The sequence below is a fragment of the Bacillus sp. JK62 genome, assembly GCF_053663455.1.
Window position 1 is genome coordinate 982,850 of record NZ_JBSJQA010000001.1, and the last position, 12,891, is coordinate 995,740.

The 12,891-nt window shown below is 47.4% G+C and carries 10 protein-coding genes; 8 read left to right on the forward strand and 2 right to left on the reverse strand.

Going from position 1 to position 12,891, the window contains the following annotated elements; translation table 11 throughout:
- The first annotated feature begins 112 nt into the window (after positions 1-112).
- From ACWJJ4_RS04940 to ACWJJ4_RS04950, 3 genes are read left to right on the forward strand one after another with little or no spacing between them, the layout of a single operon-like run.
- Positions 113-529, forward strand: coding sequence for a secondary thiamine-phosphate synthase enzyme YjbQ (locus tag ACWJJ4_RS04940; protein WP_070082271.1), 417 nt, complete (start codon positions 113-115; stop codon positions 527-529).
- A complete protein-coding gene (locus ACWJJ4_RS04945; RefSeq protein WP_070082270.1) occupies positions 526-1,557 on the forward strand; it encodes an NAD(P)H-dependent flavin oxidoreductase in 1,032 nt (343 codons plus the stop codon). The genes ACWJJ4_RS04940 and ACWJJ4_RS04945 overlap by 4 nt, the downstream gene beginning before the upstream one ends.
- Positions 1,558-1,582: 25 nt before the next feature.
- Positions 1,583-1,834, forward strand: a complete 252-nt coding sequence (locus ACWJJ4_RS04950) for a hypothetical protein (protein WP_070082269.1) — start codon at positions 1,583-1,585, stop codon at positions 1,832-1,834.
- Between the two features lie 17 nt (positions 1,835-1,851).
- Here the strand turns inward: ACWJJ4_RS04950 and ACWJJ4_RS04955 are convergent, their stop codons facing one another.
- Positions 1,852-2,589, reverse strand: a complete 738-nt coding sequence (locus tag ACWJJ4_RS04955) for a protein-glutamine gamma-glutamyltransferase (RefSeq protein WP_070082268.1) — start codon at positions 2,587-2,589, stop codon at positions 1,852-1,854.
- 141 nt (positions 2,590-2,730) lie between these two features.
- On the opposite strand from ACWJJ4_RS04955, the gene tlpB (ACWJJ4_RS04960) reads away from it, so the two are divergent.
- The 5 genes from tlpB (ACWJJ4_RS04960) (at position 2,731) to ACWJJ4_RS04980 (ending at position 11,714) form a co-directional block, all read left to right on the forward strand.
- Positions 2,731-4,716 (forward strand): methyl-accepting chemotaxis protein TlpB, encoded by a 1,986-nt coding sequence (tlpB, locus tag ACWJJ4_RS04960; protein WP_025650348.1) that lies wholly within the window; start codon positions 2,731-2,733, stop codon positions 4,714-4,716.
- A 184-nt stretch (positions 4,717-4,900) separates the two neighbouring features.
- A complete protein-coding gene (gene tlpB, locus ACWJJ4_RS04965; protein WP_173612853.1) occupies positions 4,901-6,889 on the forward strand; it encodes a methyl-accepting chemotaxis protein TlpB in 1,989 nt (662 codons plus the stop codon).
- A 127-nt stretch (positions 6,890-7,016) separates the two neighbouring features.
- A complete protein-coding gene (gene tlpB, locus ACWJJ4_RS04970) occupies positions 7,017-9,002 on the forward strand; it encodes a methyl-accepting chemotaxis protein TlpB (RefSeq protein WP_094247551.1) in 1,986 nt (661 codons plus the stop codon).
- 115 nt (positions 9,003-9,117) lie between these two features.
- The gene (gene tlpB / locus ACWJJ4_RS04975; RefSeq protein WP_454021478.1) at positions 9,118-11,124 is read left to right on the forward strand and encodes a methyl-accepting chemotaxis protein TlpB; all 2,007 of its coding nucleotides are present in this window, start codon (positions 9,118-9,120) and stop codon (positions 11,122-11,124) included.
- Between the two features lie 65 nt (positions 11,125-11,189).
- A complete protein-coding gene (locus tag ACWJJ4_RS04980; protein ID WP_003152143.1) occupies positions 11,190-11,714 on the forward strand; it encodes a type 1 glutamine amidotransferase domain-containing protein in 525 nt (174 codons plus the stop codon).
- A 31-nt stretch (positions 11,715-11,745) separates the two neighbouring features.
- On the opposite strand, the gene ACWJJ4_RS04985 is transcribed toward ACWJJ4_RS04980, so the two are convergent.
- Positions 11,746-12,732 (reverse strand): Gfo/Idh/MocA family protein, encoded by a 987-nt coding sequence (locus ACWJJ4_RS04985; RefSeq protein WP_063637073.1) that lies wholly within the window; start codon positions 12,730-12,732, stop codon positions 11,746-11,748.
- Between the last annotated feature and the right edge of the window lie 159 nt (positions 12,733-12,891).

Below are 12,891 nucleotides of genomic sequence, written 5' to 3' on the forward strand. Positions count from 1 at the left end.
GTCCCGAGGCTGAAGTTTTTTGTGATCTGCGTTTATCATCGCGATCCGACAGGAAAAGACAAATACAGAAACGAATATGGGAAAGGAAGAGAAAAAGAAAGGAGGCATTCATATGCTGAAAAAATTGCAGATTCAAACAAAAAAAAGGGATGAAATGATCGACATCACACATGAAGCCGAATCTTTTCTCCGCGAAACAGGCGTAAAAAACGGTTTGGCGCTCATATACTGTCCCCATACCACCGCCGGCATTACCATCAATGAAAATGCCGACCCGGATGTGAAAAGGGATATGCTCCGCAGGTTTGACGAAGTGTATCCGTGGGAGCACGAACTGGACCGGCATATGGAGGGAAATACGGCGGCACATATGAAAGCGAGTACAACCGGCGCCTCTCAGCATGTCATCATAGAAGACGGGCGCCTGATACTCGGAACATGGCAGGGCGTTTATTTTTGCGAATTTGACGGTCCGCGAAACAGAACATGTTATATCAAAATACAGGCTGAAACGGAGGAAAACAAATGAGTGAGTGGATGGGTCCATTATCATTAACAAAGCCCGTCATTCAGGCGCCGATGGCCGGCGGACTGGTCACGCCGCGTCTGGCTTCGGCGGTATCAAATGAAGGGGCGCTCGGAAGCCTCGCTTCAGGATACGTCAGCCCGCAAGCGCTTGAAAAACAGCTTATCGAGATGAAAGAGCTGACGGACCGCTCCTTTCAAGTAAATCTTTTCGTCCCGGAAGAAAGACAGATGCCTGAGGCGGAACTCGTTGAAAAATGGAAAGCCCGCATCCCGAGGGCAAAAGACGCCAAGCCGTTCTCTGATCTGAAAGAAGAATGGAATGATTTCGAGGAAAAAGCGGAGCTTCTGATCCGTTACGGAATCAAAGCGTGTTCATTCACCTTCGGCCTGCCGCCGGAAGAAACGGCGGAAAAGCTGAAGAAAAGCGGTTGTTTCCTTTTCGGCACGGCGACAACGCCGGAGGAAGCGAAGGCTTTTGAAGAACGGGGAATGGACGCCGTTATCCTTCAGGGAATAGAAGCCGGCGGGCATCGCGGGTCGTTTCTGCCGGTTAAAGGAGAACCGGCTCTCGGCCTTATGGCGCTGATTCCGCAGGCTAAAGACGCGCTGGATATCCCGGTGATTGCGGCAGGCGGCATTTTTGACCGCCGCGGGGTGCAGGCGGCCCGATGTTTGGGTGCGGACGGCGTTCAAGTAGGAACACCGTTTCTCCTTTGTGAAGAAAGCAGCGCCTCACCGGCATACCAAAAAGCCATTGCCGAATCAAAAGGAGCCGATACGCGGCTGACCACCCTGTTTTCGGGAAAACAGGCGCGGGGAATCGTGAATCAGTTCATGAAAACATATGAAGCTGATGAGGGAAAAACGCTGCCTTATCCGCTGCATAATACGCTGACAAAGCCGATGCGCGGGCACGCGGCTCAATCAGGAGACGCGGAGTATATGTCTTTATGGGCCGGCCAGTCCGCCGCGAAACTTGAAGGGCCGACAGACGTGAAAACCGTTTTGGACGGATTGTGCGAATCATAATCCAGAAATCGTGAGGTGATGGATGATGAAGATTCTTCAAATGTCCTATAAAAAAAGAGGGATTATTGAGTTTGTCTTTGAAGATTTTCCACATTCCAAAGTCACCATGGCGCCGATTAAAGGGTATTATTTTGTCCGCGCCATTAAATGGAGCAGACGGGACAGAGCCGTCACCCGCCATGATTTAGAGAAGTTTGAATGGGCTGCAAATCAAGCGCTCGGCACGACGGCTTTTTACCGGAAAAGAAAAGCATTTCACATCCCATCGTCACAATGACAGACGATGGGATTGTTTTAATGCATGATCTGATAAAGCGCGGGTGCATCAAGCCTTGTTGCCTGGTTAAGCAGATAAGCCGGCTGCACGGCATTTTTTTTTCTTAAAGAATTCAATCTCTGGATGATTTGTTCAGCGGTCAGAATCCCGAGACCGTGGGCGAAATATTGATCATTCCCCATCACAATGACATTTTCTCCCCGCCACTGAGCCTTTGCAGGGTTAAAATCAGGATTTTTAAAATATAAACAATCTCCCCGTAAAAAGTGGCTGCCGGTTTCCGTGTAGATCGGCAGGTGCTCATAGTGCCAGTCATACAAAGTGATATTCCGGAAACGCAGGTTAAACCGTTCTTCACCGATTGTCTTTAAGACGGCCAGATAATAAATCACAACAATGGCGGTAGCGCATTCAAATGCGTAAAACGCCCCGTTTTCAATAATGTCCCGAATCGCTTTTGAAGCGGGAATCCTGTACTTCAGCTCCAGGGCTCCTTCCGGCGTCAGTCTCCAATAAGCCGTATTTCCGTATGTTTTGGCGAAAGTTGCAAATTTCACACCTGATCCGTGCAGTTCTCTTGCGGCTTCCACAATATGGCGGCGCAGCCGCACCTCGAACATCAGTTCAGCAATCGACCCGTAATCGAATTGTACGGGAGAATTGAGCAGGTCATTTATATACGGAACAAGGCTTTCTTCCGTCTGCCAGTTCGCGATGTCCTGAGGCCGAAGCACTTGGCCGGATATGATAATCATCTGCGCGCCCCCTATCTTTTTTTATAAGATATGCAGGAAGCTTGGGCAATGAAAATCAAGTCATAAAAAAGGAGGAAATGTTAACAAAATGTGAAGACTGAGCCGATATATAAGGTATCACACTTGAGGGAGCAGCTTAATATGAAAAAATTCATTAATTGGTGCACAAAGGCATCGATTTCACGTAAATTAATCATTTCATTTATCGTGATCTTAATCATACCGATTCTCGTGTTAGAATTCAGTTCATACCATACGGCGAGCAATTCGCTGGATGATCAGATTTCAGGCAACGCGAAAAATAACATCGAATCTTTTAACACAACCATTACAAATGATATCGGCGCAAAAGCAAAGGCGATTGAATTTTTCAGTGAAACGTTAAAAGGGTCATCCTTCTCAAAGAAAAACATGTCTGCTCTTGAAGAAAAGTTCGGGCAATACACGTCTATTCATAAGGACGTAGCCCGCATTTACGGAGGTACGGAAGACGGCAGCTACGCACAGGCGCCGAAGGAGAATACTCCGGCCGATTACGATCCGAGAACACGCACCTGGTATAAAGACGCTGTGAAGGCCGGCGGCACGCTCGTTGTCACCGACCCTTACACCGCGGCAAGCGACGGCAGCATGGTCGTTACCGTGGCAAAGCAGATGCAGGACGGAACAGGCGTAGTGGCCATGGATATTACGATTGACCAGCTGCTGAAGCAGATGCAGGGAATCAAAATCGGACAAAAAGGATTCGTGTTTATCACGTCCAAAAATAAAACCTATGTCGCGCATAAAGACCACAAACCGGGCGATAAAGTTTCAACCCCGTGGCTGAATGAGGTATACAGCAAAGACAGCGGCATTATTTCATACAAGCTCGATGATCAAAATAAAAAAATGGCGTTTACGACAAATAAACTGACCGGGTGGAAAATAGAGGGGAGCATGGAGCTCAACGAAATTAAAGACGCCTCACAACCGGTGCTGACGATGGGGATGATTGTCCTTGCAGCATCCATTATCATCGGGGGAATTTTAATTCTGTTGATTGTCAGATCCATTACGTCACCGCTGAAACGGCTTGTCCGCTCTTCTAAACAAATCAGCGGCGGAGACTTGACTGAAACCATTGATATCCGCTCGAAAGATGAATTGGGCGAACTCGGCGCGAGCTTTAATGAAATGGGAGAATCTCTGCGCGGACTGATAAGCGCGATCCAAAACTCTGTCGACAACGTGGCCGCGTCATCGGAAGAGCTGACCGCTTCAGCTTCGCAGACAAGCAAAGCGACGGAACATATTACAATGGCGATTGAGCAGTTTTCAAACGGGAACGAAGAGCAAAGCGAAAAAGTCGATTCAAGCTCAGCCAAGCTGAATCATATAAATGACGGACTCGCCGCCGTTTCCCGCACATCATCATCCATTACGGAAGCATCTAAACAATCGAAGGAAGCTGCCGGCACCGGGGAAGAATATGTGCAGCAAACCGTCGGGCAGATGAATCTCATCAATCAATCGGTCCAGCAGGCGGAAGCGGTTGTAAAAGGCCTTGAGGCCAAATCAAAAGACATCACTCATATTTTAAGAGTCATCAACGGTATTGCCGATCAGACAAACCTGCTTGCGTTAAATGCAGCCATTGAAGCGGCAAGAGCGGGTGAATACGGGCGGGGCTTCTCAGTAGTAGCCGAAGAAGTGAGAAAGCTTGCCGTCCAATCCGCCGGTTCTGCCAAAGAGATTGAAAAACTCATTCAGGAAATCACGGCTGAGATCAATACATCGCTTCACATGTTTACATCCGTCAATGAAGAAGTTCAATCAGGACTTGCCGTAACGGACCGCACGAAAGAAAGCTTCCAGAATATCTTCGGCATGACGAACGACATCGCCGAGAAGCTTCAATCGATGAACGGCACGGTTGAACAGCTGTCAGACAGCTCTCAGCACGTTTCAGCCGCAGTGACGGATATTGCGGACGTATCACGGGAAAGCGCAGCAAGCATTCAGGATATTGCCGCATCCGCAGAAGAACAGCTTGCATCAATGGAAGAAATCAGCACATCCGCCGATACGTTGGCGCAAATGGCCGAAGAACTGCGGGAATTAACGAAACAATTTAAAATCAACTAGTAAAAAAGGACGCTTTCCAGGTGGAAGGCGTCCTTTTTTATAGTGACAGCCGGATAATTAAATAAAAAGTCTTACATACAAAGGGAGTACATAGAACTATTTTTCATTTATGACTTAATTTTCAATGTAATAAAAAGGGAGTCGGCCGATATAAACAGTAAATGATTGAAAGAGGTTTACAAAATTGAAAAAAACAGCAAAAAAAATCGCCAGAAAATCAATAGCCAAAAAACTTATTATTTCATTTTTACTGATCTTAATTATTCCGGTAGCAGTATTGGCTGCCGGCGCCTACCGTTCGGCGGCTTCATCCGTTGAAAAGCAAATGATGGAAAGCGCCGAAGGAAATGTGCAAATCTTAAACAATATGATTGATGACCGGATCGGAATGTTTACAAAAAGCTCAGCATATTTCAGCGAATGGGCGACAAGCGCTAAATTTAAAGAAAAAAACCAAACGGAAATGCAAGAAAGGTTCAAACAGTTTATTGAAAGCAATGATAAAGCGTCCGCCATATTTTCTAGCAGCAAGGAAGGAACGTTTACCCGTTATCCGCATGCCGATATGCCGGCCGATTTCAATCCGCTTGAAAGAAGCTGGTATCAGGAAGCCATGGAGAATAAAGGCCAAACCATCATCACGGACCCTTATGAGTCTATCTCAAACAAAAAGATGGTCGTCACCATGGCCCGCGCGGCGCAAGACGGATCAGGCGTCGTCGCCATTGATATAAAAATCGACGATCTCATCACGATGACAAAAGAAGTGAACATCGGAAAAGAAGGATACGCCTTTATCCTCAGCAAAAATAAAAAAGCCGTTGCTTACAGTGATGAAAAAGCCGGCGCGGCGGTATCGGGAAAATGGGTTGATACATTATACAGCGGGCAAAAAGGCGACTATGAATATACGCTGAACGGGAAAGCGAAAAAAATGGCGTACGTGACCAATGAAGCGACGGGCTGGAAGATCAGCGGAACCATGTCCGTGGATGAAATCAAAGATGCGGCAAGACCGGTTCTGACTCTGGCCGTTATCATATTGGCGATAGCCATCGCCGCAGGGATGATTTTCATTTATTTTGTCATCCGCTCAATTACCAAACCGTTAAAACGTCTCGTAGCTTCAGCGGAAAAAATCAGCAGCGGGGATCTGACGGAAACCATTGATGTCGGCTCTCAAGATGAGCTCGGCGTGCTCGGTAAAAGTTTTAATCATATGACAGATTCACTCCGTTCGCTTATTCAGGGAATTCAGGACTCTGTTGAACATGTCGCTTCTTCCTCAGAGGAGCTGACGGCTTCGGCTGAGCAGACGAGCAAAGCAACGGAACATATCACCCTTGCGATTGAACAGTTTTCTAATGGAACGGAAGACCAAAGTGAGAGTATTGATAAAGCGACAGCACAAGTGAATGAGATGAAAGACGGGCTCAGCGATCTGGCGGAAGCGGCAGCCGTGGTGACGGAAACGTCAATTGAATCGGCGGAGATATCCGGCGCCGGTGAGCGGCTTGTCAAGAAAACAGCCGGCCAGATGGGCGCCATTGACCAATCCGTAAGTAAAGCGGAGCAAGTCGTACAAGGGCTTGAACTCAAATCGCAGGACATCACCAGCATTTTGCGCGTCATTAACGGCATTGCCGATCAAACGAATCTGCTTGCTTTAAATGCAGCCATTGAAGCGGCAAGAGCGGGAGAATACGGACGCGGTTTTTCAGTCGTTGCCGAAGAAGTGAGAAAGCTTGCCGTCCAATCCGCAGATTCAGCGAAAGAAATCGAATCCTTAATTCATGAAATCGTCAAAGAAATTCATACTTCGCTCGGAATGCTGGAATCCGTCAATCACGAGGTGAAAAGCGGACTTCAGTTAACGGACGAAACGGAAAAAAGCTTCCGGGACATTTCCGCTAAAACAAATCAGATTGCCGGTGAACTGCAAAATATGAATGCAACCGTGGAACAGCTTTCTGCCGGATCTCAGGAAGTATCAAACGCTTCAGAGGATATCGCGGCAGTCTCCAGACAAAGCGCGGCCGGCATTCAGGACATCGCGGCTTCAGCTGAAGAGCAGCTTGCGTCCATGGAGGAGATCAGTTCCTCAGCCGTCACGCTGGAAAAAATGGCGGAAGAATTACGCGAACTGACAAAGCGTTTTAAGATAAACTCTTAATTAAGTCTAAAAGACTAATTTTGCAATAGGTAAAAAGTATGTTTTGGTATATTTCTTCTTTTTTGATGTGTATATTTACCCATAATTGCCGATATGAAGGGTAAACACGCAAGAGGAGATATAGCAGATGAAAAAAATTGTGCAAATCATCAAGCAGAGATCGCTTACAAGAAAACTGCTCATTTCTTTTTTGGCCATTCTCATTCTTCCTATTTCAACGCTGGCTTTTATCGCCTATCAATCGGCGGTAAGTACGCTTGACAGGCAGATGATGGGAAGCGCACTAGATAATGTGCAGCAGATTAACGATATGATCAACACAAGCATCAGCCAAAAGGAAGACGGAACGGCATATTTCAGCGACTGGCTCACAAAGGATCGGTACAAGCCGAAAAACCAATCGCAAATTACCGATAAATTCACAGAGTACATGAAGATTAATAAAGACGTGGAATCCATCTATACGAGTGACACGGAAGGACATTTCACACGGTATCCGGATCTGCAGATGCCTAAAGGATATAATCCGCTTGAAAGAGACTGGTATAAAAAGGCCGTGGAAAATAAGGGGAAAGTTGTTGTAACAGATCCTTACCGCACGGCTTCCACCAATACGATGGTCGTGACGGTCGTTCAGCAGACGAAAGACGGCTCAGGGGTCGTCGCCATCAATATGAAAATCGATGAGCTTCTGAAAACGACAAAGAAAGTGAACATCGGAAAATCCGGCTACGCTTTTATCCTTACGAAAGACAAAAAAGTGGTCGCCCACCCGAACCGTGCGTCAGGCACAGTACTAAACGGGGAGTGGGCTGAACAGCTGTTCACCAGCAAAAAAGGTGATTTTCAATACAAATACGACGGCCAGGAAAAGAAAATGGCTTATGATACGAACGGGCTGACAGGCTGGAAGATTACCGGAACAATGTATCTGGACGAAATTCATGAAGCGGCCCTGCCGATCCTTCATCTGTCCCTGCTCGTTCTCGTATTAGCGATTGTCATCGGAACCATCGTCATGGTGCTGATTATCCGTTCAATCACAAAACCGCTCAAGCAGCTTGTGACATCATCGAAACAAATCAGTGAAGGCGACTTAACAGAAACGATCGAGATTCAGTCAAAAGATGAATTAGGCGAGCTTGGCAAAAGCTTTAACAATATGGCCGCTTCACTCAGGTCTCTCATCCATGCCATCCAGGATTCCGTGAATAACGTCGCATCTTCCTCAGAGGAGCTGACGGCTTCAGCGGAGCAGACAAGCAAGGCAACGGAACATATCACACTGGCGATCGAACAATTTTCTAACGGAAATGAAAGCCAAAGTGAAAATATCGAAAGCGCGGCGGAACATATTTATCAAATGAACAGCGGGCTTAAAGATATGGCGAAAGCATCTGCCGTCATTACCGAATCCTCCGTCACATCAGCGGAAGTCGCCAATTCAGGCGGAAAGCTCGTCCACCAGACGGTCGGCCAAATGAACGTCATTGACCGGTCAGTGAAAGAAGCTGAACAAGTGGTGCGCGGACTTGAGACAAAATCAAAAGACATTACAAACATTCTCGGTGTCATTAACGGAATCGCTGATCAGACAAACCTTCTTGCGCTGAATGCGGCAATTGAAGCCGCGCGTGCGGGTGAATACGGCCGGGGCTTCTCAGTCGTCGCCGAAGAGGTCAGAAAACTTGCGGTCCAGTCTGCCGATTCAGCGAAAGAAATCGAAAGCTTAATTATAGAAATCGTCAACGAAATCAATACATCTCTCGGCATGTTCCAATCGGTCAATAAAGAGGTGGAGAGCGGACTGGATATTACGAATCAGACCGAAACGAGCTTCAAACGGATTTCTGAAATGACGAACCAGATCGCCGGAGAAATTCAAAATATGAATGCGACGGTAGAACAGCTGACAGCAGGATCACAGCAGATTTCAGGAGCTTCTGAGCAAATCGCGTCCATCGCAAAAGAAAGCTCCGCCAGCATTCAGGATATCGCGGCCTCTGCCGAAGAACAGCTGGCTTCAATGGAAGAAATCAGTTCGTCTTCGGAAACGTTATCCCAGATGGCGGAAGAATTACGTGATATGACGAAACGATTTAAAATAGATTAATAGGTCATAGAACACCCAAATGTGCTGTTTGGGTGTTTTTTTTAGTTTTTTTAATAAATCTTTTGTCCTATCTGACGATATTAGATTTAGCTTTTCAAAGAAGGAGACTGAAAAAATGAAACAACTGATACATTGGATCAAACAGCCATCCATCAGCAAGCCGCTGATCGCGGCATTTTTAGCCGTATTGGTGCTTCCGGTCGGCATACTCGCCTACTTCAGCTACCAAACGGCGGGGAGTACATTAGAAAGAGAACTGACCCACAGCGCCCAGGGAAATGTCAGCGAACTGAACAGCGTGCTGGAAAACATGCTCGAAGGCAAGCTGAAAGCGATTGACTACTACAGCGAATCAATCACAAAGGAAAAACTGAACACGAAAAATAAATCGGTACTGCTCGACAATATGAAGCAGTATGTCACCGTAAATGGCGATGTCGCGTCAATTTACGCCGCGTCTCGCGACAAAGCGTTTGTGAAATATCCGTCCGCTGACATGCCGTCCGATTATAATCCGCTCACGCGCGAGTGGTATACAAAGGCGGTTGAAAAAAGCGGACAGCCGGTGTTTACCGAGCCTTATAAAGACGCTGCAACCGGACAGACGGTCGTTACGATTGCCCAGCAGACAAAAGACGGATCAGGCGTTGTGGCGCTTGATATTAATCTGGGCGACCTGCTGAACGCTTCCGAACGCGTCCAGATCGGTCATAAAGGATTTGCCTTCATTACAACGGGGGATAAAAAATACATCGCCCATCCGACTATAAAAGCGGGAACGGAAGGCTCCGGAGAGTGGATGAAAGAGGTATTTTCCAAATCAAGCGGATCGTTTGAATACATGTTTGAAGGACAGCAGAAGAAAATGGCCTTCACGACAAACAAACTGACGGGCTGGAAAATCGCCGGCACATTTTTTGTCAGTGAGATCCATGACGCAGCCTCGCCTGTCATGAAAATGGCGCTGATCATCCTGGCGGTTTCTCTTATCGTCGGCGGTATTTTAATCTTTTTTATCATTCGCTCGATTGCAAAACCGCTCAAAAAACTTGTCTCGACATCAGCTAAAATCAGTGACGGCGATTTAACGGAAGTCATTGACATCAAGTCAAAAAATGAATTCGGGCAGCTCAGCCAAAGCTTCAATGAGATGTCGGCATCACTCCGGTCTGTCATCGGCGTCATCCAATCATCCGTCGAACATGTCGCTTCTTCATCCGAAGAGCTGACGGCATCCGCCGGACAGACAAGCAAGGCGACAGAGCATATTACTCTGGCGATTGAACAATTCTCAAACGGAAACGAATCACAAAGCGAGAAATTGGAAGAAAGTGCTGATCACCTTTCCCAAATGAATGCCGGCATTGCCGAGACGGCGAATGTATCGGCGGAAATCACTGAATCCGCCATCCAAACCTCTGAAACGGCCGGAAGCGGAGAAGAATTAGTGGCGAAAACGGTCGGCCAGATGAAAACAATTGATCGTTCCGTACAGCAGGCGGAAGCGGTCGTAAAAGGGCTGGAAACGAAGTCGCACGACATTAAGAGCATTCTGAACGTCATTAACGGCATTGCCGATCAAACAAATCTGCTTGCCTTAAACGCGGCCATTGAAGCGGCAAGAGCAGGCGAATACGGGCGGGGCTTCTCCGTCGTTGCGGAAGAAGTGAGGAAGCTTGCCGTACAATCAGCCGGCTCCGCAAAGGAAATCGAAACGCTGATTCAGGAAATCGTCAAAGAAATCGCCACATCGCTTTCTGTATTCCAAGCGGTGAATCAAGATGTGAAGGAAGGCCTCGATATTACGGATCAAACGGCCGAAAGCTTCAAAAAAATCTCAGAAATGACGACTCAGATTTCAGGCGCCTTGCAGCATATGAACGGAACGCTTGAGCAGCTTGCAGCCGGGTCGCAAAATGTGACAAACGCAGTGGAGGACATTACCTCAGTCGCCAAAGAAGGGTCCGCCGGCATTCAAGACATCGCCGCCTCAGCTGAAGAGCAGCTGGCCTCCATGGAAGAAATCAGTTCATCCGCCGAAACGCTTGCGCATATGGCTGAAGAACTGCAGCAGGTCACACGGAAATTTACGATTCAGTCTGAAGACGAAGAACAGCTGTAACGAGCTGTTTCTTTTCCTCATCTGAAAAAAGCGATACACTAATATAAAAGAAGGGAGTGGCAGTGATGAGATTAGAAGGCAAAAAAGTTATAGCGCTTGTCAGTGACGATTTTGAAGACTTAGAGCTTTGGTATCCCGTCTACCGGCTGAGAGAGGAAGGCGCGATCGTTCATTTAATAGGAGAAGAAGCGGGCCGTTCATACAAAGGAAAATACGGAGTGCCCGCGACGGCGGATTACGATTTTAAGAGCCTGATTATTCAGGAGTATGATGCCGTGCTCGTGCCTGGCGGCTGGGCTCCTGACAAACTGCGAAGATATCCCGAAGTTTTGGACATCATCCGTACGATGAACGAGCAGAAAAAGCCGATCGGCCAGATCTGCCATGCGGGCTGGGTGCTTATATCTGCCGGAATTCTTGCAGGAAAAAAAGTAACGAGCACGCCCGGCATCAAAGACGACATGACAAATGCAGGGGCACAGTGGCTGGATGAAGCTGTCGTAACTGACGGCCACATTGTATCAAGCCGCCGCCCGCCCGACCTTCCGCAGTATGCAAAAGCGTTTGCTGACCTGTTAGCGTCCAAATAAAAAACATCCGCCCGAATCCGGGCGGATGTTTTTAGTTTTGATCGGCGGGAAAGACGATTCCGATTTGTTTTCTCGCTTCTTCCATAATGCTCGCCGTAATGAAAGAACGTTCAAATGTATTTTCGGAAGACTCCCGCTGTCCGTTTCGAAGAAGATTGATGAATTCAGCCGTTTCGTAGTACATCGAAGGTTTCAGATCAGGGACTGAAATGTCTTCCGTCCGGCCGTCACGATAGCGGATTTCCGCCCGTTCCGGTCCGTGAATGCTGTCCAGAACGATCGTGCCGTCTTCACCCTGAATTTCCGCCGGGGCAAACGAATTTGAGATTTTCGAATGCATCAGCACCGCTTCAAATCCGTCGTATGACAGAATGACCGTGCCTTCGCCGTCAACGCCGGATGCTAGTTTATGACCGGTCGCAATGACGTTTTTCGGTTTGCCGAACAGGACGACGGCCGGATAAATGCAGTACACGCCGATGTCCATTAACGAACCGTTCGATAATTCAGGCTTAAACGCGTTAAGCACCGTACCGTTTTTATATGCATCATATCGTGATGAATATTGGCAGTAGCTTGCCGTGAATCTCCTGACGGGTCCGATTTTATGTAAGTGGTGTTGAAGCATGCTGAAGTTCGGCAGGAACGTCGTTTTCATGGCTTCCATCAAGAGAACGCCGTTCGTTTTGGCTGCGTGAATCATTTCATCCGTTTCCCTCGCGTTAGACGCAAACGGTTTTTCGCATAGAACATGCTTGCCGTGTTCCATAAAAAGGACCGCCTGCTCTTTGTGAAATGCATTCGGGCTGGCGAGATACACCGCGTCATAGGCTTTGCTTTCCGCCATTTCTTTCAGGCTGGTGAAATAATGAGCAGCGCCGTGTTTGCCGGCGAATTCCGCCGCACGTTCTTCAGTTCTGGAATAAACCGCCGTTAATTGAAAATCATCAATAGCAGAAGCTGCCTCCAGAAATCGTTCTGTAATCCAATTCGTTCCGACTGTTGCAAATCGAATCATTGCTATCGCTCCTTCTATGTATTGGCTTACATTATAGCTTTTTTTCTGGGAAACATAAATGGAAAAAAGGCTGCCAGCTAAAGGGGTAGGAAAAATTCCCATAGAGACCGGTTATTATTTTTCATTACAGGAACGATAGTGTACAATTTAAGTAAAATA

What these genes read in the sequence shown, in the direction of transcription:
- ACWJJ4_RS04940 (WP_070082271.1), top strand. Translation starts at nt 113, where the DNA reads ATGCTGAAAAAATTGCAGATTCAAACAAAAAAAAGGGATGAAATGATC.
- ACWJJ4_RS04945 (WP_070082270.1), top strand. Translation starts at nt 526, where the DNA reads ATGAGTGAGTGGATGGGTCCATTATCATTAACAAAGCCCGTCATTCAG.
- ACWJJ4_RS04950 (WP_070082269.1), top strand. Translation starts at nt 1,583, where the DNA reads ATGAAGATTCTTCAAATGTCCTATAAAAAAAGAGGGATTATTGAGTTT.
- ACWJJ4_RS04955 (WP_070082268.1), bottom strand. Translation starts at nt 2,589, where the DNA reads ATGATTATCATATCCGGCCAAGTGCTTCGGCCTCAGGACATCGCGAAC.
- tlpB (WP_025650348.1), top strand. Translation starts at nt 2,731, where the DNA reads ATGAAAAAATTCATTAATTGGTGCACAAAGGCATCGATTTCACGTAAA.
- tlpB (WP_094247551.1), top strand. Translation starts at nt 7,017, where the DNA reads ATGAAAAAAATTGTGCAAATCATCAAGCAGAGATCGCTTACAAGAAAA.
- tlpB (WP_454021478.1), top strand. Translation starts at nt 9,118, where the DNA reads ATGAAACAACTGATACATTGGATCAAACAGCCATCCATCAGCAAGCCG.
- ACWJJ4_RS04980 (WP_003152143.1), top strand. Translation starts at nt 11,190, where the DNA reads ATGAGATTAGAAGGCAAAAAAGTTATAGCGCTTGTCAGTGACGATTTT.
- ACWJJ4_RS04985 (WP_063637073.1), bottom strand. Translation starts at nt 12,732, where the DNA reads ATGATTCGATTTGCAACAGTCGGAACGAATTGGATTACAGAACGATTT.